We start from the raw sequence: 21,733 nt of genomic DNA on the forward strand, positions 1-21,733 counted from the left end.
TTGATAATTTTGAGGTGAGTAAGCAATATTTTGCTCATTGTGTAGGAATAGAATGAGCGAAATATTGCTTATAGCTGTGAGCAGTTTTAAGTGATTGTTACGTTTATGTTATTGGGCTCTATGTTAGGTACGTTATTTTATTGGCCTTTTGGGATAAAGCGATAAGCAAAAAATCGCCTATCGCATTTTAATCTTTAATTATCGTTGGATTGAAAAGTAAGTGGTTACTCAACGGCTAAATAATCGTTTCTGTTTAAGCCGTATTTTTGCATTTTTTGGTTCAATGTACGTCTAGGGAGATCGAGCTCATCCATGACGTTAATAATACTGCCTTGATGTCGCTCTAAAGCTGAATGTAATACGCTGCGTTCAAAGCTTTGTACTTGTATGGCTAAAGGCAGATGCGGGCTGACTGAGGGATTGGGATCTGCTGGCTTGGCCGCTAAAATATCGGCTGCGCTTAAGTTGTCATCTAGCGCATAACGAGTTGCAATGTTTTTAAGTTCACGTACATTTCCAGGCCAGTGATAGCTTAACAGTGTGTGTTGGTCGTTGGGGCTTAGCGAACGAGCATTGGCATTTGCTTTGTGTGCATAGTGATCAAACAGTAATAACACATCGTCGCCTCTGTCTCTTAGTGGTGGTAAGTACAGCTGAGCGACATTAAGACGATAAAACAGGTCTTGACGAAATTCAGGGAGAGTTTGGAGGTTCTCTTTAGCTGCCGCGATGACTCGCACATCAATGGAAATTTGTTGATTCCCCCCAACTCGGACTACGGTATTTTCTTGCAATGAACGCAACACTTTCACTTGCATGCTCGGTGGCATACTTTCAATTTCATCAAAAAACAGCGTGCCTTTGTGAGCAAATTCCAGTTTTCCGATTCGCTTTTTTACTGCGCCTGTAAAAGCCCCCGCTTCATGGCCAAACAGTTCACTTTCAAACAGTTGCTCTGGAATGGCTGCACAGTTTAGAGGCACAAACTCGGCATTTTTGCGTTGGTTGAATTGGTGCAGGCTGTGAGCAACCAGCTCTTTTCCACAGCCAGTCTCACCATAAATGATCACATTGGTATCAATGGCAGCAATTTTTAATAGTTGTTGGCGTAGTGCGACCATCGTTGGACTGCGGCCTAAGAGTACTTTTTCAAGGCCAGTAGTGTGTTCCAGATAGTGTTCTCTGTCTTCTGAACGAAGTTGGCATTGCCTGTGTTCTATTGCTTTGGCGACAGAGTCAATGAGCTTGTTTGGATCAAAGGGCTTTTCAAGAAAGTCGAACGCGCCTTGCCTTAGGGCTTTTACGGCCATATCCACATCGCCGTGGCCTGTGATTAAAATGATGGGTAATTGGCTAACGGTATTCAGTAACTTTTCCATTAGCGCTAATCCGTCAATATCAGGCAAGCGTACATCACTGATGATCACTCCCATAAAGTTGACGGGTATATTCTCTAGCGCGGATTGGCCATCAGAAAATTCAAGTACATGATAGCCAGAGAGTTGCAGCCACTGGCTGGTTGCCTGGCGTACAATGTCGTCATCTTCAATCAGTATGATGGAAGGGGATCCTTGTGGCTGCATATATTGTCCTTAATTATGATCACTATCGTCGTCATTAATACACCAATAAAGTGCCTTATTTCTAGCTTTTGCTTCTCAAATTTCACCAAATTATGAAGGTAACAGGATGATTTTCAGTGTAATCATATTGAGATTTGTTAAGCTTCATAACAGTTGAATTTTTTTATATTACATTTAGAACAGTTAGGAATGTCATGGCACTTCATGAGCAGGTAGTGAGTGATTTACGAGCAAAAATTGAACAGAAAGTGTGGCTTCCAGGCGATAAAATATTATCGGTCAGAGCGGCGAGCAAACATTACCAGCTTAGTCCGATGACAGTGCTAAAAGCGTATGAGTTATTGGAAGATCAAGGATGGATTCACGCTCGTCCTAAATCGGGGTATTATGTTAACGCCTATTTAAATCGCTTGCCAGAGCCTGATGTCTCATCGCCAGTAGAACAGTCTGTTTCTATTGAAATCAACGATTATATTTTTGATGTTCTGAGGTTATCGAAACTTCCTAACATACTTCCACTAGGTTCCGCATTTCCTGATCCTGAACTTTTTCCTCTTAATGCCATTGGTCGCTCTATGTCGTCGGCCATTCGCAATATGGATCCATACAGCACCGTAATGGATTTACCTCCGGGTAATGAAGCGTTGCGCCGTTCTATAGCCCAGCGTTATTTAAAAGAGGGCATGGATGTTCAACCACAAGATATTGTGATCACATCAGGCGCTATGGATGCTTTGGGCTTAAGTTTACAAGCCGTCACACAGCCGGGAGATTTAGTCGCGATCGAGTCTCCGGCCTTTTATGGTGCATTACAGGCAATCGAGAGGTTAGGGTTAAAGGCCATCGAGATCCCAACCCATCCACGGCAAGGCATGTGCATGGATAGCCTGAGCCAAGTGCTTAATAAACATCCAGTCAAAGCTGTGTGGCTAATGAGTAATTTTCAAAACCCAATGGGCTTTTCACTGACTAATGAGAATAAGCAGCGGCTCATTTCTCTATTGGCGGAGCATCAAATTCCTGCTATTGAAGATGATGTGTATGCAGAGCTGTATTTTGGGGCAGAAAAGCAAAAACCACTCAAACATTTTGATTCTGATAGTCATGTTTTGCATTGTTCTTCTTTTTCTAAATGTTTGGCTCCTGGATTCCGTATTGGCTGGGTACTTGCGGGGAAATACGCGCAAAGAATAGAACGTTTGCAGCTAATGTCGACACTTTCGGTGAGTGTGCCCAGCCAGTTGGCGTTGGCAAACTTCATTCAGCATGGTGGCTATGATGCCCATTTACGTCGTTTACGGAAAAATTTGCAGCAACGGCAAAGTAAGGTGTTAGCAGAAATTGAGCAGATATTCCCTTCTGGTACAAAGATTACCCGGCCCGCTGGTGGCTATTTTTTATGGCTAGAATTTCCCAAGCAGGTGGATACGAATTTAGTACTACACGAAATGCTATCGGAGTCAGCCAGTATTGCACCGGGCAGTATGTTTGCGACGGACGAAAAATATCAGCACTGTTTGCGCATTAATTGCAGTTTCGAATGGGACGAAAAGTGCCAGGTGGCTCTCAAGAAGTTAAAGAGTGCAGTAGAGAAGCAACTGTTATAGGCAGTTAATGCATTAACTGTCCTACCGTATTTGGCTTTTTACATGATTAACTGCTTATTATTGTTCTTAAATAGGTAGTTAATCATGAAATCCGAACTAAAACTCATTCCTGTTGCATTACTGAGTGCATTTTTCTGTATTTTCGGGCACCTAATTTTAAGTAAATCTTTTGTTGGATCTGATTGGGTGGAATACACTGCCGCTCTTATTCCATTTCTATTGATGGCAATAAGCTATGCCTCGGTTCGCTATGTGATTAAGTTAGAAAAAGACAAAAATGCGGACTAAAGTTATGAGTCAGAAGCGAGCATGATCTAACAGCCACCAGCGAGAGTGCCGGTGGCTTGTATTGTGTTCTTTAATATTGGTAAGTAAGGCTTACTTTTACCTCTCTACCAGGTGAAGGAACCCCTTTAGACAGATACGCTTCGTAGTATCTATCTGTCAGGTTATTGACAACGGCACCAATAGAAAGCCCATTGACTTGCTGGATATCCCAAACCGCGTATGCATTTTGTAATGTGTAGTGATCACTTTCTGGGTAAGAAAAGTATTTGGTGGTTCCTGTTTTGGTTTGGGCATCATACCAACGGACTTCCCAGCCGGTACGTAACCCATCAATCCACTCATAGCCTAACCCAAGGTTGATATTTAATGGCGGTGTGCTTGGGAAATCTTCATCTTCCCCTGAGGAGTCAGATAAACTTCCTTTGTTTTTACCTCGTACATAGCTTGCAGAAAAGTCGCTATAAAAATCATGAATACGGTACTGGGCGATGAGTTCAAAACCATGGTTTTTATAACCTTCTAAATTGGTATTCCAACTTTGAATTGCACCACTTTCTTTGTCTAAGTTCTGACCACTTCGGTTACCAACGTTGTCGCTAACATCATTATAAAAAACAGTGAGTTCTGTGGCTAGAGAGTCGCTGCCAGAAGCTAGCCCATCAACTAGGTTGATGACACTGGCTTGGTAAGCATGGATACGCGAAACATCGAGATTACGTGCAGTGGCTGCTGCCGTTGCTCTTGGGTATTGAACGGAGTACAAGTTATCAATAGTAGGTGCTTTTAAAGCATAAGCATAAGAGAAGTTAAGTCTTGTATTTTCAGTGGCCTCGTAGTCAACATCAATACGAGGGCTAACTCCTTTGTGCTTTGTTTCACTGTAGTCATGCCCAGCGGATGGGGTGTTATAGTCGGGCGCTGCATTACCTTTGCCTTCACTAACAATATATTCATAACGTAATGATGGTGTAATAGTGAGAGCATCTGTGGCTTGGTAATGGTCGGCTATGTATGCGGCATAAATTGACTGAGTGCCAGAAGGTTCAAAATAAGGGGTATACCAACCATAGTTTTTTGCCTCTTTTTTAGCGTAAGAAGCGTTAAAGACTAAAGAGTCACGCTCGGTTTTTTGATACTGAAGGCCTGTAACAAGCGTATGATCATTAAACATAGCTTCGTTATAGATGTCGACAAAATCTCTCTTGTAGCTCAGCCAAGATTCATGTCCGTAGCTTCCAACTGATACAAACATTTTTTCAAATGCAATATCCGGACGAACCCAATGGCGATCATTTTCTGAGCGTGCAGCCTTAATATTGAAGTCAATGTAAGGGGTATTTGGCGTGTAGTTGTAAGAAACCGTCGTGGTGTTGTCTTGATATTTGTTGTATACAGTATAAGCGTACTGAGCCGCTTCGAGAGAGCCATATTTTTTAATGTTGTATTCAGAAATGTTAGGCATTTCACCTCGGCGGTTTGCCCAAGGCTTTCGGCCTTCATCTTTGTATCGAGTGTGGCTGACCTCAAACTGATGAGCATCGTTTTGGTAGCCTACTTTGAGTAGCATGTTCTCTTGTTCATACCCTGAATAATCAAGAGACTTACCGTCGCCACCTAACTCAATATCCTCAGAATCAGTTACAGAGCCGTTGGCAAGATAATAGAATCCGGAGTTGCTTTTGCCATAAAAACTGAGCGTATGGGCATTTACATTACCATTGTCGTTATAACGAGTACCGACGCGGTATCCGAAGCTCTCATTGGCTTTTAAAAGATCGTCAACTGTTTTGGTTTTTATGCGGATCGAGCCACCAAACTTCCCGTTTATTGAACGGTAGTCATGAGCCCCTTTAATGATCTCTGCTTCCCCGATAAGGAATGGGTCGAAGAAAAAAGTACCGTATCTGTATTGTTGAAACCCAATTGGTGCGCCATCAACGAAAACACCAATGTCACTTGGATCATCAAAGCCACGTATATTAATACGTTCACCACCAGATCGAGCACCACCATCCAGAGTTGCCCCAGGGACGGAATCGATTAGGGCTGCGAAGTTAGAGTATTGCTGCTCTTCGATTAAAACCCAGTCAACGGTTGTTTGTCCAGGCTCTGAAATAGTGATTGGTTTATCGTATTTAACACCAATCACTTGCACCTCTTCGTGTGTATTATCTGAAGCAATGGCTGAAATTGAGTGAAAAATAGAAAGGGAAAGTAGGCTTACTTTAAAGTAAATAGGTGAATTAACACGCATAACAACAACTTATAGTATTTATTTGGATGCGAATTATATAAATGCCGACGGATATTACAACATCAAATGATAATTATTATTGTTTATATTTTGTGTTTATTGGTGTTTTTTGCTGAGTTGTTCTTATTTTGTGGTCGTTAATGTTATTTTTTGGTTTTTTAAGGAGGACTTGGGAATGTATAGTTGCCAAGGAGTTGTTTTCTTGAATGCTTTTGTTTTCATGCTATTAAGCTTTTCAATTATTTAATAAGCAACTGGTTGTCTTTTACCTTTTTTCTACATGGTTCTGCCTATTATTCATTTCAACAATGATTTTAGATTATTTCGTCAATGTTGAATTAGATAATAAAAAGGCTACCCTATGAAAAAATTGCTGATTTCTACCTTTATCGCGTTGTCTTTTAGTACCGCCGTTAGTGCTGTTGATCAAAATAAAAACATAAATGCCCATAAAGATTTTCGTGGTGAAGCCCTTGTCGTTGAAGGGCAAGAAAGTTGGTATCGAGAGCTACGTTTGGACGATTGGGTTTCCCTTGGCTTACCACAGGCCGATATTGATGGCGTATTAGAAAACGTTAAGGGCAGCGGAAAGCTACGTGATGAAGCGAATTTAGACGCACCGGGTTTTTGGACTTATGAGTTTTCAAAACAAGCTGAGATAGTTTTTGATCGGGCGCTAAAGCACTCATTTTTAGTTTCCTCGACGAAAGAAGCAGAAAAAGTAGCGAATGAATTTCAAAAAGCCTCTGTATTGTGGATGATTGCTAGCTATCCGAATTTACACCAAGCCAATGAGCTCGCAGCGCTAGACAAATCGGTAACGGCTTATATTAAAGCGGCAATGATGCGTGGTGAAAACGTAGAACGAGTACACATGCCCTTATCAGATAGTTTGGTATACCCTACGACTATCACTGGATTATTGCATTTACCAAAAGGAGTGGAAAAAGCCCCTGTTATCTTATGGACTGGTGGGGTTGACAAAACTTTGGTTGAGCATCGTTCACAGTTTATGGAAGCGCTGAACAAAGGTTTTGCAGTATTAACGTTTGATATACCCGGAGCCGGATTGAATACCAACATCGTGATGGAACTTGGCAAAGAAGACCAAGCCCACCAAGCGGCGTTGGCTTATGCAAAATCAGATGGTCGTTTAGATAAAAAACGTATTGGTGCGTTATCGTCGTCTGGCGGTGGTATTCCATTAATGGAGTTTGCGTTTAAACAAAAAGAGCTAAAAGCGGTTGTGGCTCGTTGTGCGGTTGTCGATGGAGTGTTAACAAAACCGTTCTTGTTTCCTAAGTTGCCTTTAATGACTGCGCAATCTTTTGGTCAGCGTGTGGGGGCAGATATTCATGATCTCTCTTCCTATGGAGACATTACCATTCCTCTGTCGTTAAAAACCAAAGGGTATTTTGATGGTAAGCCAAGAATGGAAACGCCATTGTTAGTGATTAATACGTCCGGCGATATGGTGGCTTCTCCGGAGGACATGAAAAAAACCGCTGCACTATCTAGTAGCAGTGAAATTAAATTCTTTGGTGATGATGGACATTGCCCAGATGGTAAGGCGGCAGAGCAGGCTATCGTGAGTTTCTTAACTCGGAATATCTAGTTCTTATTTTCGTTATTCTTGACAGTCATTGGCCTCGTCCATTTGCGGGGCTGTTATCTCACCCCCGTTTATGTTTTCTCCTCCCTTTTCTTACGCCTTAAAACGATGTTTGAAGGATGGTTTCATTGAACGCTCGCTGTTTAATAATTCATCGGTACCCTTACATTTATAATAAATAAGGAAATAACCGTGAATAATAGGATAGTTAAATCCACATTGGCTGTTGCCATAGCCTCAGGCATGCTACTGGGTTGCAGTAGCTCAGAGCCTGCATTAGAGCATTCTTCTTTTGCCAATAATACCTATCAGTGTGATGTTCAAACCCACCAAGCTGCAAATGATTTACGTATTTATCAAATAATGACTGAAAGTTTTGTCGATGGTGATCCCAGTATTGGTCATGGTACCGGGTATGGAACTAGTCATCATCATGGTGATATTCAAGGAATTATCGACTCTTTAGATTATATTCAGTCGCTTGGAGTAAATGCGATTTGGCTAACTCCTATTTTTGATTCCATACCCGTCGAAGGTCAAGACCATTGGGCTGATAGACTCGATGCCACTGGCTACTTTACTAGCAACTATTTCGCGATTGATCCGAGATTCGGAACCATGGAAAAAGCCAAAGAGCTGGTAGAAAAAGCCCACGAAAAAGGCTTGTATGTGTTCTTTGATGGTGTGTTTGGGCACCATAAAGACAATGTGGTTCCTTCGCCAAATGGATTATTACCTGAAGGTGAAAACAATCCGGTTAGTTACCCTGAAAGCTTGGCGTTTTATCAAGAAGTGGCAACATATTGGATAAAAGAGCTCAAGATTGATGGCTGGCGTTTGGATCAAGCGTATCAAGTACCAACGGATGCGTGGGTAGAGCTTCGTAAGAGTGTCGATCAAGCATCAAAAAGCGTTACTTATACGAACCATGAAGGTAAAGAAGTGAATCCACTCGGTTACATGGTGGCTGAAATCTGGAATAACGAAAATTACATTACGGAAACAGGTTATGGTGAGACGGGATCGCCAGCACTGTGCTCTGCGTTTGATTTTCCTGTTCGATACCGCGTTGTGGAAACCTTTGCTGTGAATGAAAATGGCATTGGTGCGAAAGGCGGGCAGTGGTTAGATCAGGGCATGGATTTGCACAGTGTGTACCCAGATCATGCCAAACCTAATTTGATGTTAGGCAATCACGATTTAGTTCGCTTTGGTGATTTATTACAGCGTGGTGGTATTGCGGAACCAGAAAGTGATGAGTATTGGCAGCGTCATAAAGCGGCATTGTCCTTTCAAGCGGCGTACAGTGGCCCTATCACCTTGTATTACGGCGATGAGATAGGGGATCAAACAAAGAATTTTGCGGCGAAAAGAAATCAAGAAACCTGTGCGATAGCGGGTTATTGTGATGATCATGTGGCCCGTACTAGTGCCAAGATTGAGGGCGTGACTGCACCATTAACAGCCCAGCAAACCGATCTAAAAAACTACGTTACTGCGTTAATGGCATTGCGAGTGGAACACCCTGCCTTATCTCAAGGAAAGCGTACCAATGTGCTTGCGACGTCTTCCGCGTATGTTGATCACAAGCAAGCTAAAAATGATGCTGTGCTTTATATGGTGAGTACCCAAGATGGAGCGCAGAAAATAGAGCTGATTGGTGCAGAGGTTGGTTCGAAAGGGGCGTTGGTGGACTTAATGTCTGGTGAGCGTTTTGAGTTAAATAATGGCTCCTACCAGATCCCATTAAACGGTTTCCAAGCTCGCTTCTTAGATATCCTATCTCCAACAGATCTAACGGTTCAATTAGATCAGGCAGAGAGTGTACTGGCTGGTGAGGGATTTATGGCGCAGTGTGATAATCCTACCCTTGAAGGAGGGCCAATGTCTGATTCATTGTATGTTGTTGGCGATTTCTTAGATTCAGGTTGGCAACATAAAACGTTCAGACAGTTTGACTATAAAGGCAATAATACTTACCAAGTGGTGGTGGATGAAAAAGCCGGTGGATTTCGAACTCAGTTTGCCAGTAAAAACTGGAACCCTCAATTTACTGCCGATGGGTTAGAGCTAGGTCTTGGAAAAGAAGGTAGCTTGAAAAGAGGTGGTTACGGAAAAGACACTGCGGTTGTTTTCCCTGAGGCTGGGCGTTATGTATGGAGCCTGTCATTTACTGATGGTGGTGAGCCGCTAAATATAATGGTATCAAAGTGCCTGTAATATAGACGGGCAGAGACGATAAAAGTCTTAGATAAGAACAAAAAGTAAAAGATAAGAAAACGGAGCTGATACTGAGCTCCGTTTTTTTGTTGTTTCCTACTTGGCTTTAGTTATTGGTGCTTTATAGCGTAAAACAGCCATAGAGACAGGTGGAAGCAAGTACTCTCTCGATGCTGAACGTTCTATTACCTCATCATCATTAGTATCACAGATGACCACCCATTCTTGCTCGCTTTCATTGGGTAAAGTAAATCGAGAAGGCACTTTTGATTGATTAACCAACAGCAGCAACTCATCACCTTGCTTGAATAAACCCATATGAAGAGCAAGGCACTCTTTATCATGCCAATCATCATGCACCATGTGATCCCCACTTGGACGCAGCCATTGAATACGATGATGACCACGACCTTCACCGCTGAATGATTCGATAAACGGTATCATCCACTGTTTTCTAGCTTGGATCATATCAGCCAACCACTGTTTAAAGGCTTGTTGGGTTTCTGTTAGCTCCCAGCTTGGCCAGCTTATTTCATTGTCTTGGCAATACGCATTATTGTTACCACCTTGAGTGTGAGAAAGGCTGTCTGAAGCGAGTAAATGAGGAATACCAAAGCTAAACAACAATGTGGTGATTAAATTACGCTTTTGTTTTTCTCGAATTGCAATAATGCTGGCACGGTTAGTTTCGCCTTCAACCCCGTAATTATCAGAGCGGTTATCACCGTGGCCATCTCTGTTCTCTTCGCCATTTGCTTCATTGTGTTTCTGCTTATAAGAAACCAAGTCTTGCAGCGTGTAACCGTCATGGTAGCTAATGTAATTGACCGTGAGTTTTTGTGGCCAGCGCCCGGCACTGAACAGATCGCGCGAGCCCATAATACGAGTGGCAAATTCTTTTAGGTAGCCTTTATCACCACGCCAGAAACTGCGAATGGAATCTCTGAACTTGTCGTTACACTCATTCCAACCGTCAGGGAAGTAGCCAAGTTGGTAACCATCTGGGCCAATATCCCAAGGCTCTGCAATGAGCTTTGTTTGGCGCAAAGTTGGGTCTTGTGCTACTGCTTTAAAAAAGCCGCAATACATATCAAAATGATCGCGTTTACGGCCCAAAGTCGCAGCCAGATCGAAGCGGAAGCCATCAATGTGATATTCATTTACCCAGTGGCGCAAGCTGTCCATGACTAAATTAATGCTGGCTTGGTGAGTCATATCAACGGTGTTACCACAGCCCGTGTAATTAATATGGTGGTGGTCTGCTTGTAGGTAGTAATGTTTATCTAGGGCTTTTAAGTTAAATATTGGTCCGCCATCACCACTTTCAGCGGTATGGTTAAAGACCACATCGAGCACAACTTCAATGCCATTACGGTGCAATTCTCGAATGGCGGTTTTCAGCTCGACGACAGCATCTTCGTTGGCATAACGGGGATCTGGGGCCATGAAGGTGAGTGGGTTATACCCCCAATAGTTGACTTTATCCATGTTCAGAAGGTGTGGCTCATGCATACAAGCCGCGACAGGAAGAAGTTGTATGGTGGTGATGCCTTGAGATTTTAAAAACGCAATATTGGCAGGATCTGCTAAACCTAAATACGTACCTTGGTGTTGGGCACTGACGTTTGGGTTTTGTTTTGTGAACCCTTTGGCATGGGTTTCAAAAAGTAGGGTTTCATGTAATGGAATGCGAGGCCGGGTTGTTTCTTGCCAATCAAAGGTGGTATCGGTGACAACCGCTTTGCAAAATTGCCAGCTTTTTTCGGCGCTATATGGCGTTTTATAATGTGGCGCTTTATCTAAAGCGTAGGCGTAGGGGTCGATGAGTATCCATTCTTCCCCATGAATCTTTGACATGTAGCCATATTTTTGTCCGGCTTTAATGCCTTCAATAAATATATGCCTAATTCCAGAATAGTTATTTTTTAGTTTATAAATCTTTTTATTGTTATCTTCATCAAATAAGACCAAAGATAAATTAGAGCTATCAGGGGCATGAATTGAAAAATTACAACCTTGATCACATAATGTAGCCCCTAAAGGGTACGGGCGAGAGTTGACATTAGACATTTTATTATCTCTTTGGATCTTATATATCTACACACTGTTCCTAATAGTAAAAAGGGCTATTAGGTAATCGTCAAGGCAATTATTTCAATAAATTTTCTTCTGAAAGTTTATCTCTAATACTTTCTATTATATTGATATAAATATGATCTATATAACACCTTCCTTTCCATAACTGTTTCTTAGTTACGACATTACGCCTAATATTAGTGATATAACTCTCATAAACATTGTTCTGTTTAAAATCTACTCCTAGGTCATCCTCCTCTACTCCCTCAGATAAAGGGGGATGTTCAATTAGCTTACTACTTTTAGTATTCCTTCCGAAACGTTGCTAACCCAACAAAATTAAAAATAGAACGAAGGAATGCCTCATGAAATTCAAGCTAGTGCCAGTGGCGGCTGCCATACTTTCGACTGTCGGTGCATTTAATGTGTCCGCTTCTGATGTAGTTACGGATGGGTGGGAAGTGCATGGTTATGCTTCTATGAACTACCGTATGGTTGAAGGTGAAACTGTAGATACAGAATACGGCAAGCCAGACTACAAAACGGCAGGGACGCATGGAAAGAGCACCAACCAAGTTGAATTCACCGTTAAGAAGCACACAGAATTAGAGAATGGTACATGGTCTGATTTCGTGGTTCGTACTGAGTATGGCAATGGTAACTCTTACGCTTACACTTCATCTGGCAGCCAAAAGCAAAATGATGAAGCTCAGTTTGAGGTTAAGGAGACTTTTGTTGAAATTGGTGGCTTATCATTCCTTGGTGACGACACGTCTATTTGGGGCGGTCAGCGTTTCTTAAACCGTGCATCGGGTATCCTTTCTGGTGAGTTCTGGAAGCAATCATCGGGTGTTGGTGCGGGTATTCAGACTAAACTTGACGGTAAAACAGCAGGTATTGCATTAGTATCGGCAGACCCTGATGCAGGTAATGCTACTCACGATGCTGAGCGTACAACGGCTACATCACTAGATTTTTACTACTACGGCGTTAAGGCATTAGGTGGTAGTTTTGATTTTGATTTAAAAGTCATGTCACAAGCGAATAAAGGTGATTCAGCAGACAGCGGTTTAGGCGCTTCTATTACCTATAATCGCGATTACTACGGTTTTGATGGCTGGACACAAACAGCGATTGCCTACGGTGAAGGTGTGGCTCAAAACCGTGGCGTAAACTTCGGTGGTTGGGCTGGTGGTGATGATAAAGCTCAGTCTATTTTCTTCACTTCTTACGGCGTGTTAAACATTAGCGATAAGCTGCAAATGGGCTCTGAGCTAACTTACATGGCTGCATTAGATCAGTTATTTGGAGCGGAAGACTTAGTGCGATATATTGCAGCTGTTCGCCCTTCTTATAAGATGAATGATAACCTGCGTTTAGAGGCAACGGCTTCATACGGCCATGAAGAAGGTAAAGAAGGTTACTTTGGCGGTCGTACTGGTGATAGTATCGATAGTAAAATTATCAACTTAGAAGTGGCAGCGGCGTTTACGGTGAATGCTGACTACTTTGGTCGCCCGCAAATCAAACCATACATTAGCCACATCAAAGCTGATGATGATGCGAGTGCCGGTATTATTGGTATTAAGAGTGGTGATAGTGAAACCATTTTCGGTATTCATACTGAAATCTGGTTCTAATCCATCTTTTATATAAAGGCAGCCACGAGCTGCCTTTTGTCGTTTTAAAGAGAAATAAATTATGAAGATAATCAAATCGACTTCTGCGCTATTTTTAGCCGCTTTCGTAGCAGGTTGTAGCCAAATGCCCTCAGGAGTTCAAGATCAAGCGTTAAATGAGTCAGCCTTGATAACCGCTGAAGCGTGCTGCAATGGTTTTGCACAGTTCCCTTGGATCGGACTGGAGAAGAGTGAGTCGCTTGATTTCGTGATTGATGAATCTTCACCTGTCGGTGTTTTTGACGATGGAAAAAGCTATTTTGCTAGCTTTAAGCTGCCTGAGCGTTCTGAAAAAGTAACATTAACCTTGAATAGCTTCATGTCTGGCAGTGAAGTGTTTGCTCCTAAACTCATTGCACTTGATGAACATTTTAAACCTGTACAAGAAATCGATTTGGAACAGTTTGATGTGAAAACATCGAGTATGTTCACACGCAGTCAGTACTCAACAAGCGTGACGCTACTGCATTCAGAGACACCTTACGTTGTTATTTATTCACCTCAAGCGTATTTAAATCAAAAGATTACTGTACCTCACCCAGCCCGTGTTCGAGCGGAAGAGTTAGGCGAAGCGAGGCCAATGGTCACAGACCCTGTGTATCAGCATGCCCCAACAGGCAAATTAGAGCTTGAATTAGACACACTGACTTTACGTGCATTTAATGCTACTAAATCTTCGCTACCAGAAACTAAAGTAACACCAGAAGAGAAGATCATACTGAAACCTATTTTATCTTCGCCTTCAATGCTGACAGAGACCGAACAATTTTATAACCAGCAAATAGAAAAAGCGGTTGCTGAAAATGATATGAAAAAAGCATTGCGTTTGGTTGAAGAAGCCAAGCGAGCAGGTTCAAAAAGCGCGGAAGACGTATTTATTCAACTTATAAAGAAATAATCCTGCCTTATTTCTTTTTTGGCGGCTAATTTTAGTCGCCTTTTTTGTGCCAGAAATTTTTAATAGACACTTGGCTTTGCTTCCTAATCTGATGATGTTGATCATTTCAGCAAGTGATGAGGCTTACTCAGGCTGCTGCTTTATCAATGATATAGTGTTACGCTGAAATTAAGTTGCCACACAATAAACTAGAAGTAACACTCCCCGTAAAGATTACTTAATAAATGAGTAATGAAAGCTTTATTGCAATGGCTTTAGTGATGAAGCCATTTTTATGCCCTAAAGGTGCTTTATAAAAAAGAGTGGAAAACTTTTATTTATCTTTAGAGTAGATACTGTTGTTATCTAGCTTAGTTTATAAAAAGTTATGCAAAATCGAAGAACAAGCCGAATTTAATTAGGATGTAAATGAAGAGATTAATTCAAAAACTAAGTGTCATTTTCGTTATTGCATTATTAGCGGCCTGTAAGCCTGAAATAGGCACGAATAATACGGCGGCTGAGCCATTAAGTGTTGTTGAGCAAAAGAATGCGCAAGAGTGGGAAGACCATAGAGAATACGTGACTGAGAATAACTATGTTATTCGTGAAGGGAATTCAGGTAAGCCTGCTCATTTTATTTATAAAGCGCAAGAATGGCCACGTGAAGATTTGAATGACAAAAGTTCTTACGACTTACCCCGAGTGATGTTTCGTTGGAATAACATGCGCTACGACATCATGTACGGTGCTCAAACAGAAGAGCAGCGTTATGAAGCGCGCGATAAAATATGGAGCATTAAAACCGACGGTACTGATTTACGTTTAGTCACGGACGATTTTAACGGTTCAGTACGGGTAATGCGTCGTTCGCCAGATAACCGCTACTTAGCTTACGCTTATGGTCACAGTGATGGCATGTTCAAAATCTTGTTTGATTTAAAAACACAAACCAGCACCGTCCTTGGCCAGTCGCGTGGAAAAGACATGTTCTTATGGGCAGAAGACAGCAGCTATGTGTATTTTGCAGACAATCGATCTTATTGGAAATACGATATTGCGACACAGAAAAAAGAAGAAGTGGACATTCATTTTTCTAACCATTCGGTGATATACCAAGGTAAACGGTATGTGGTGTCTGATTATGGGGTGGTGGTTTACGATGAAAGTAAAAATGAAAGGCTTTATAGTGTCGGTGTTGAGTCATCGGACCCTGAAGAGTTAGAGCGGTTTTTATCAGATCATGATTACCGACAACGTTTTTCATTTCTAAAAAGGTCAATCAGCCCGACAGGGCGTTATGCTTGGGCAGAGAGCCAAGACTATCGTTTTTTAATTGACACTCATACGAAAACGTTTAAACAAGAAACAATTATTCCACGTACTCCAGGGAAATTTCGTTTTTTTGAGCTAATAAGTTTAGATGCTAAGTACGTACGAAATGGTGCAGGGTTAGTATTTTTATTTAAATTGAATGATGAACATGAGCTAATTACGGATGATTACATTCGCTGGGGACAAATTGGAACAGGGCAAAGTGCGACGGATTCAGCTCTTTATAATGCATTTGCAAATAATGGTGATTTTGTGAAGGAGGTCATCCATGAGTAATGATAAAAAAGAGTTGGTATCAGATTATTATTTATTTGGAGCCCATTTCTTTTCAGAGTTTGATTCAGATTCGAAAAAAAATATTTATGAAGCCTGGCATATAAACTCTAATAATAGTGATGTTCGTGAATTGAAAAATATCCGCCCTATTGTTAATACCCCCATTTTGGCAAATGTGAATAGCAGTGACCCTTACTTATGGGGAACGGATCATTATGGTGGGATCAGGGCACTTGGTGTTGGGACCCAAAAAAGTGATGATACGTTTGAAATATTACGCCATAGCGATCCGGTTCATAAATTAACCAAAGAAAAGTACCAAATTTCATTTCCTCCATTATCTATTTTAGCGAGGTTATCTGCGTTAAACCCAGATAATAAAGAGCTCTGTTCTAAAGTAGAATCTTTAGTAAAAACGGTGGGCAATAAGGCGGCCCTTAGTACCGAGTTTGCTGTTACCCAAGTATCTGTTGACCAATTAGCCCCAGCTTATAAGCCAAAGCAAGATGGCTCATTAAGCGATGCCGAGCAAACCTATAATGAGTGGTTAAGTAAAGTACAAGAAGCTGGCAAGCCACTTAAAGGCTTTTTATTACCAACGTTCTCGACCTGTGCGGTGATGTTCTCTAGCCCTGATTATACGAATGCTATGGTCAGTTTACATCGCTTTGTGGTTGATAAATCAGGCGATGAAATTAATGGTGGTAAGTGGGTACAAGTTGGTGTACCAACTAAAGCAACGGTATTAGAAGAAAGTGACCAATATTACCCTTGTGCGCTGTTTAATATTGATGCTGATAAATTTGAAGAAGATTTTTATAGTGTAAGGGTCGTTTTTGACCCAGAAAATTACCCTAAAAAAATTATTCCTAAATCTATCATAGAATCAAATCTTGATAGTGTTAATGACTTCGGAAAGGTTGTTTATTATTACGAGTTGCGTGAATACATTCAGTTTAATCAAAATACCCCAATGGGTAAATTTGCCATGGTATCAGGGGATATGTTATCGCTGGAAGAATCGCTAATTTGCCAATACCCTCAGTATTTAGGTTGGATGAAAGAGTACCTAAAAGGCGATATCCCTGAGTCGAAAAGAATAGATAGCCCAGCTTTAACAAGTTTGGCAGCCTTAAATAGCATACGTGATGCTTCTTCCGAGCTTGGAACGAATTTGTTAACCGGTGGTTTAAATCCGCACATTGAAAATGGCCCTACGGCCGTAATGAATAATGTGAGTAAAATCTTTTGGGATAAAATTGATAAGGCGGAATTGCCAGATGCAATGGTGGCCAGTGGGGCTTTGTTCTGGGGTATACAAAGTGTTGCTGGCGGTTGGGACGAACTGAAATCTTTGCTGACTTTAGATAGTGGCAGCGCAGAATATATGCAGAACTTTAGTGGCCGAGCCTTATTCAGTAATAAAGTTTTTGATAAGTTAAAAGCTCAAGAGTCGTTGCATGCTTTTATTGATGACATTAAAAATAAAAACTACCGAGGTCTCAGTGGTACGTTAGCTGAATCATGGATGGGCGGTGTTGGTGGCTTTGCAGATAAAGGGTTTTCTTTTATCAATACGTTTGAGTCACTGAACGATCTTTATAGTAAAGGTAAACAAGTAAAGGCAATGAATAAAAAAAGCAAAGCGGCAAAAGGAGACTTAAGCCAAATTGCTTATGATTATCTTGCAAATATTCCGGTGTGGGATGATGAAAAGGTTGCCCAGCATAAGAAAATCGATGAAGCCGTAAAAGAAGCTCAAAAAAGCCTTTCTGAAAATAATTTAGATTTGATCAAAACGTTTAATGGGCCAAAAGGTTCCGGAATCGTCATGTTATTTCATTTTAACTCAACCAAAGATGAAATGATCGCTAATCAGCCCGTCATTAGCGCCATCAGTGACGCTATCAAAGAGCAAGGTGGTATTCATATTGAAATTGAAGGTCATGCTTGCCAAGTCGATACACCTGAAATCAATATGAAGGTTTCAAGAGCCAGAGCTGAAAATGCGAAAAAGGCGTTTCCTGAATCTTTGCACGATCGTATTTACATTAGAGCAATGGGCGAAAACATGCCTGTCGTAGAGGCTTATGGTAAAGATGTGCATCGCTCTAATCCTGAATTAATGAAAAACCGCCGAGTTGAAATACGCCTTTATTTGCAAGCACTAAATGTGATTTTCCACCCAAGTCGAATGGGTTCACAAGTGATGGAACGTTCCCGCTTAGCTTCTATGTTAGCGATTAATGACGTAGATAAAGCCGAGAAAGAGCTTAAAATGGCGGTGCTGCAAGGTATGCTTGATGTGGCGAGTTTTATGCCATTGATTGGCCCAGCAGCAAGAGGCATTTTATTAGCGAAAGATGCTACTGAAGTTGCTGTTTCGGCGCTGAAACTACTCGATTCAGCTTTGTTTGATTATCACTTTGAACAATTACTTAAAAATAAAAGTGCAGAAAAAGAACTGATAAACCTTTCCCGTATTCATTTAAGAATGCTTCGAGAAGTTCGAGATATAGAGATTGAACTTGAGCAACAGCTAGAAAGTTATGAAGACCTCACCAAGTTTTTATCGTCAGACTCGACGAAAAAAGAGCTGCTAAAACGTTTTAAACTCAGGGCGCTAGGCTTTAATGGCTTAATGATTTTATTGGCCCACATCTCAAATAAAGAGGGGGTTAGCCGTGTTGAAAAAGCACTGGATGATTATGATGTAAAAGGCTTTATTGATAAATATATAGAAAGGGATGATTGGTCTGTTGCCACGGTTGGTGGTAATAACCTTGCGTTAAGCTGGATTAATGAAAAGGAAGCGAAAAAGACCGAGTTATTGCAGCAATATAGCGCTTATTGGCCTGTTACAGTTCAAACTCTTGATAGTCGGCAAGGAATAGATAAGTTATTGGCTCCGTCAAAAATGGCTTCTGGCTTATTTAATCGAATATTTCCTGTCCAGACCAAATTGTTTGAGCATGGGGAAAAGGAGCTTTTCCAAGAGTTTGCAAGTAACTTCTCGATAACCAAAGTTAAGCTTGAAGCAAATATGGTTGGTTTTTGCCGAGTATTGATCGCTGATCAAAAAGGAGATAAATGGGAGCGCTTAGATGAATGGAAGACATCTAATAAGTCGAACCGTATTTCTTGTTTTCACCGCTTGAAATTGCAGATTGTATTACAAAAAGAAGTGACTAAAACAGCCTTCCCGTACAAGTTAGGCTACCGTCGAATTGACGGCGTTGATATTTCAGGGCCAACTTTTGAGGTGTTTTTCACCCCAATGAACGTTGAGGATTTCAGTGTAGATGTTGGAAATGAACTTAAAGATTATTATAAGTCTCAAGAGTTAGAGTCTCTGACTGCTGTCGAATTTGAGCCAAATTATTATTTCGGTGACACCGGTATTTTTGGGGTTAAACCGATAACATCTAAAGGAAGAGTTGAGGGGTTATCAGCCTTAGCTATGTTTGGGATTGAGCAGGTGCTTGATTCTTTGGGAGCAAGGGAAAGTAAAGCTTATGAAGCCTATGTGAAAAGCGGTGGGTTTCGCTCTATGTATTATGAGTTCTTCCTTCAAGCTGAGGATGAAAGTAAGAGCGGTAAAATGGCGTTTCCGCTGCCTTTATATAAATCTTCAAGCCAAGACGATGATAAGTCAGATTTTTTGGTTGGTGTGCATAGTGAAAATACCCATAAAGTAAGTTTTTCTAATGGTTTCAATGGGCAGTTATTGCAAATACCGGAAAGTCATTTAGTGAAAGTGGAAGAGTTTACCTACGCAACGGAGACCGGAAAACGTCTTTCTACTTCGGTACTTAAGGAGGTTAACCATAAGGCTTTGGCTATTGATTATAAAAATGAGTTACAACATTTTAATGAGGGTGGTTTTCTATCCGATAATGAAATGCTACATGACTTTTCTTGGGGTGATTCTCGTGCGGCTGAATTTAAAGGTTCTAAGGCAGAACCGATGTCGGTGTTTGTACTGCTAGTAGGAGAGCATAATAAGGAAAGCTATCAGACGATGTCAGTGCCATGGCAGAGTATTGATATGACATTACAGCTCAACATGGAACTTAAGGATAAATCAGTTAAGGGGCCTATATATCATTATCCAATGAGGTTTGCTGGTTCTATTAAATTTAGTGCTTATCATCAGAAAATGAATAAAACTAACGGTACCTCATACCCACTGTGGTTACGTGATCATGAAAAAATAGAAGGTACACTAGATAAGAAACATGAGTCTTTCTTAGCAGGGGCTCTGGAAGGGTTAGAAAAAGACAATTCATTAGATGATAAAAAAGAGTACGCTTTATATGTTTTAAAAGTGCCGTTGCATTATATTTCTCCAACAGGAGTGAATGTTAAAGGGTTACGTCCTTTTGGTGGCCTTGCTCATAATATAAATGACAAGATGACATTATCAGTGAGTTCACTATTTCAGGCTAATATGTCTGCCAATAATGATTATAAGATAGATGGTATTAAAGTAGATCTACCTGCGTTAACAGTAAGTAAATTGCGAACAGGGGCACCTTGGCTTCTTACTGGTGAATTAGGTAAAGATGGCGTTGATAAGTCTGTCGCGTCTTATTGGGAAGGGTATAGCAATGAAGACAAGAAAAAAATGTTAGAGCATTGGGTCAAAAAGCAACCAACAGTTGTGGACTCAATATACCCGTTTGAAAAAATGATAAAAAATAGTTAAAGGTTACTTTTATTCTGATGATAAAAAGCCGATCTAAGATCGGCTTTTTTTATTAAACGCCCGCTTCTTTATGTAGGCGTTGGCAAGCTTTTCCGTCACTGTGGAATAAGTGGCAACGGTTAGCTGGAATACCAATAGAGAACTTATCGCCACTATTTAGCAGTAGCGTGTCTGGTACGCGGTAAATCACATCGGCATCGGCGCTTTCAAGGTTAAGGTAGACTTGGGTTTCGTAACCTAGTTTTTCTACCACCAATACTTCGCCATCAATTTTTGCATCTCCTTGCTCTTCAGGCACCAGATGCTCAGGGCGAATACCAAGGGACATGCGATCGCCTGCTGTGACTGTGGTGCCATCAACCGGGATCCAGAAGGCACTGCCATTGGCCAACTTAACTTTCACGCGTTCTTTTTCAGCTTCTTCAATGTGAACGCTGATGAAATTCATTTTTGGTGAGCCGATAAAGCCAGCCACAAAGCGATTTTTCGGATAGTGGTACAGCTCTAATGGCGCACCAACTTGAGAAACATAACCACCATCGAGTACAACAATTTTTTCTGCCATGGTCATCGCTTCTACCTGATCATGGGTCACGTAAATCATGGTACAACCCAGTTGTTTGTGTAGCTTGGCGATTTCAATGCGCATTTGCACGCGAAGGGCAGCATCTAGGTTAGACAGAGGCTCATCTAATAAGAAGACATCAGGTTGAGAAACTAACGTACGTCCAATGGCAACACGCTGACGTTGACCACCAGAAAGGGCTTTAGGCTGGCGCTCAAGTAGGTGACCAAGTTGAAGAATATCGGCGGCGTGATCAACACGTTTTTTGATTTCTCCTTTATTGGCTTTCGCGAGTTTTAAGCCAAAAGACATGTTGTCGAATAAGTTTAAATGAGGATAGAGCGCATAGGATTGGAACACCATACCTACCCCTCGTTTCGATGGCTCAACATCGTTCATGCGTTTTCCGCCGATGTATAAGTCACCTGAGGTGATATCTTCTAGGCCTGCAATACAGCGAAGTAGTGTGGATTTACCACAGCCCGATGGGCCAACAAATACTACAAATTCACCTTCGTTAATGTCCAGATCAACGTTCTTAGAAATTAAAACGTCATCGTATGCTTTACATACATTGCGTAACGTGACACTCGTCATTGAGCCTGTCCTCTATAAATTTTATTGCGACCGCTAGGGTGAAGAGTATGAACTAT

The 21,733-nt window shown here is 41.3% G+C and carries 12 protein-coding genes; 8 read left to right on the top strand and 4 right to left on the bottom strand.

The features are described 5' to 3' along the window. Positions 1 to 224 precede the first annotated feature (224 nt). A complete protein-coding gene (locus MHO82_RS00060) occupies positions 225 to 1,583 on the bottom strand; it encodes a sigma-54 dependent transcriptional regulator (RefSeq protein WP_239181806.1) in 1,359 nt (452 codons plus the stop codon). A 194-nt stretch (positions 1,584 to 1,777) separates the two neighbouring features. Here MHO82_RS00060 and MHO82_RS00065 point away from each other — a divergent pair, with 194 nt between their 5' ends. Both MHO82_RS00065 and MHO82_RS00070 read left to right on the top strand, forming a co-directional pair. Beyond that, positions 1,778 to 3,190 carry a PLP-dependent aminotransferase family protein gene (locus MHO82_RS00065; RefSeq protein WP_239181807.1) on the top strand — a complete coding sequence of 471 codons (1,413 nt, stop codon included), beginning with the start codon at positions 1,778 to 1,780 and terminating at the stop codon, positions 3,188 to 3,190. 84 nt (positions 3,191 to 3,274) lie between these two features. Beyond that, positions 3,275 to 3,478, top strand: coding sequence for a hypothetical protein (locus MHO82_RS00070; protein WP_239181808.1), 204 nt, complete (start codon positions 3,275 to 3,277; stop codon positions 3,476 to 3,478). A 70-nt stretch (positions 3,479 to 3,548) separates the two neighbouring features. Here the strand turns inward: MHO82_RS00070 and MHO82_RS00075 are convergent, their stop codons facing one another. Further along, positions 3,549 to 5,732, bottom strand: a complete 2,184-nt coding sequence (locus MHO82_RS00075; RefSeq protein WP_239181809.1) for a TonB-dependent receptor — start codon at positions 5,730 to 5,732, stop codon at positions 3,549 to 3,551. A 361-nt stretch (positions 5,733 to 6,093) separates the two neighbouring features. Between MHO82_RS00075 and MHO82_RS00080 the strand changes: the two genes are divergently transcribed. Both MHO82_RS00080 and MHO82_RS00085 read left to right on the top strand, forming a co-directional pair. Further along, on the top strand, positions 6,094 to 7,347 hold the full coding sequence (locus MHO82_RS00080; protein WP_239181810.1) for an alpha/beta hydrolase: 1,254 nt from the start codon (positions 6,094 to 6,096) through the stop codon (positions 7,345 to 7,347). Positions 7,348 to 7,587: 240 nt separating this feature from the next. Further along, on the top strand, positions 7,588 to 9,564 hold the full coding sequence (locus tag MHO82_RS00085) for an alpha-amylase family glycosyl hydrolase (RefSeq protein ID WP_239182262.1): 1,977 nt from the start codon (positions 7,588 to 7,590) through the stop codon (positions 9,562 to 9,564). Positions 9,565 to 9,660: 96 nt separating this feature from the next. Here the strand turns inward: MHO82_RS00085 and glgX are convergent, their stop codons facing one another. After that, positions 9,661 to 11,634: a glycogen debranching protein GlgX gene (glgX, locus tag MHO82_RS00090; RefSeq protein WP_239181811.1), complete on the bottom strand. Its 1,974-nt coding sequence runs from the start codon at positions 11,632 to 11,634 to the stop codon at positions 9,661 to 9,663. A 371-nt stretch (positions 11,635 to 12,005) separates the two neighbouring features. Here glgX and MHO82_RS00095 point away from each other — a divergent pair, with 371 nt between their 5' ends. From MHO82_RS00095 to MHO82_RS00110, 4 genes are all read left to right on the top strand, one after another. Then, the gene (locus tag MHO82_RS00095) at positions 12,006 to 13,280 is read left to right on the top strand and encodes a carbohydrate porin (RefSeq protein WP_239181812.1); all 1,275 of its coding nucleotides are present in this window, start codon (positions 12,006 to 12,008) and stop codon (positions 13,278 to 13,280) included. A 61-nt stretch (positions 13,281 to 13,341) separates the two neighbouring features. Beyond that, complete coding sequence (locus tag MHO82_RS00100; protein WP_239181813.1) at positions 13,342 to 14,217, top strand: MalM family protein; 876 nt, start codon at positions 13,342 to 13,344, stop codon at positions 14,215 to 14,217. Positions 14,218 to 14,625: 408 nt separating this feature from the next. Beyond that, positions 14,626 to 15,807, top strand: coding sequence for a Tricorn protease domain-containing protein (locus MHO82_RS00105; RefSeq protein ID WP_239181814.1), 1,182 nt, complete (start codon positions 14,626 to 14,628; stop codon positions 15,805 to 15,807). Beyond that, positions 15,800 to 20,515 carry an OmpA family protein gene (locus tag MHO82_RS00110; protein WP_239181815.1) on the top strand — a complete coding sequence of 1,572 codons (4,716 nt, stop codon included), beginning with the start codon at positions 15,800 to 15,802 and terminating at the stop codon, positions 20,513 to 20,515. The genes MHO82_RS00105 and MHO82_RS00110 overlap by 8 nt, the downstream gene beginning before the upstream one ends. Positions 20,516 to 20,567: 52 nt before the next feature. On the opposite strand, the gene malK is transcribed toward MHO82_RS00110, so the two are convergent. Further along, positions 20,568 to 21,677, bottom strand: a complete 1,110-nt coding sequence (gene malK, locus MHO82_RS00115; protein WP_239181816.1) for a maltose/maltodextrin ABC transporter ATP-binding protein MalK — start codon at positions 21,675 to 21,677, stop codon at positions 20,568 to 20,570. Positions 21,678 to 21,733: the final 56 nt, after the last annotated feature.

Source organism: Vibrio sp. Of7-15, from assembly GCF_022347565.1.
GTDB lineage: Bacteria > Pseudomonadota > Gammaproteobacteria > Enterobacterales > Vibrionaceae > NORP241.

Coding starts and splice junctions, on each gene's coding strand:
- MHO82_RS00110 (WP_239181815.1), top strand. CDS start 15,800: ATGAGTAATGATAAAAAAGAGTTGGTATCAGATTATTATTTATTTGGA.
- MHO82_RS00085 (WP_239182262.1), top strand. CDS start 7,588: ATGCTACTGGGTTGCAGTAGCTCAGAGCCTGCATTAGAGCATTCTTCT.
- MHO82_RS00100 (WP_239181813.1), top strand. CDS start 13,342: ATGAAGATAATCAAATCGACTTCTGCGCTATTTTTAGCCGCTTTCGTA.
- MHO82_RS00060 (WP_239181806.1), bottom strand. CDS start 1,583: ATGCAGCCACAAGGATCCCCTTCCATCATACTGATTGAAGATGACGAC.
- MHO82_RS00065 (WP_239181807.1), top strand. CDS start 1,778: ATGGCACTTCATGAGCAGGTAGTGAGTGATTTACGAGCAAAAATTGAA.
- MHO82_RS00075 (WP_239181809.1), bottom strand. CDS start 5,732: ATGCGTGTTAATTCACCTATTTACTTTAAAGTAAGCCTACTTTCCCTT.
- MHO82_RS00070 (WP_239181808.1), top strand. CDS start 3,275: ATGAAATCCGAACTAAAACTCATTCCTGTTGCATTACTGAGTGCATTT.
- malK (WP_239181816.1), bottom strand. CDS start 21,677: ATGACGAGTGTCACGTTACGCAATGTATGTAAAGCATACGATGACGTT.
- MHO82_RS00080 (WP_239181810.1), top strand. CDS start 6,094: ATGAAAAAATTGCTGATTTCTACCTTTATCGCGTTGTCTTTTAGTACC.
- MHO82_RS00105 (WP_239181814.1), top strand. CDS start 14,626: ATGAAGAGATTAATTCAAAAACTAAGTGTCATTTTCGTTATTGCATTA.
- MHO82_RS00095 (WP_239181812.1), top strand. CDS start 12,006: ATGAAATTCAAGCTAGTGCCAGTGGCGGCTGCCATACTTTCGACTGTC.
- glgX (WP_239181811.1), bottom strand. CDS start 11,634: ATGTCTAATGTCAACTCTCGCCCGTACCCTTTAGGGGCTACATTATGT.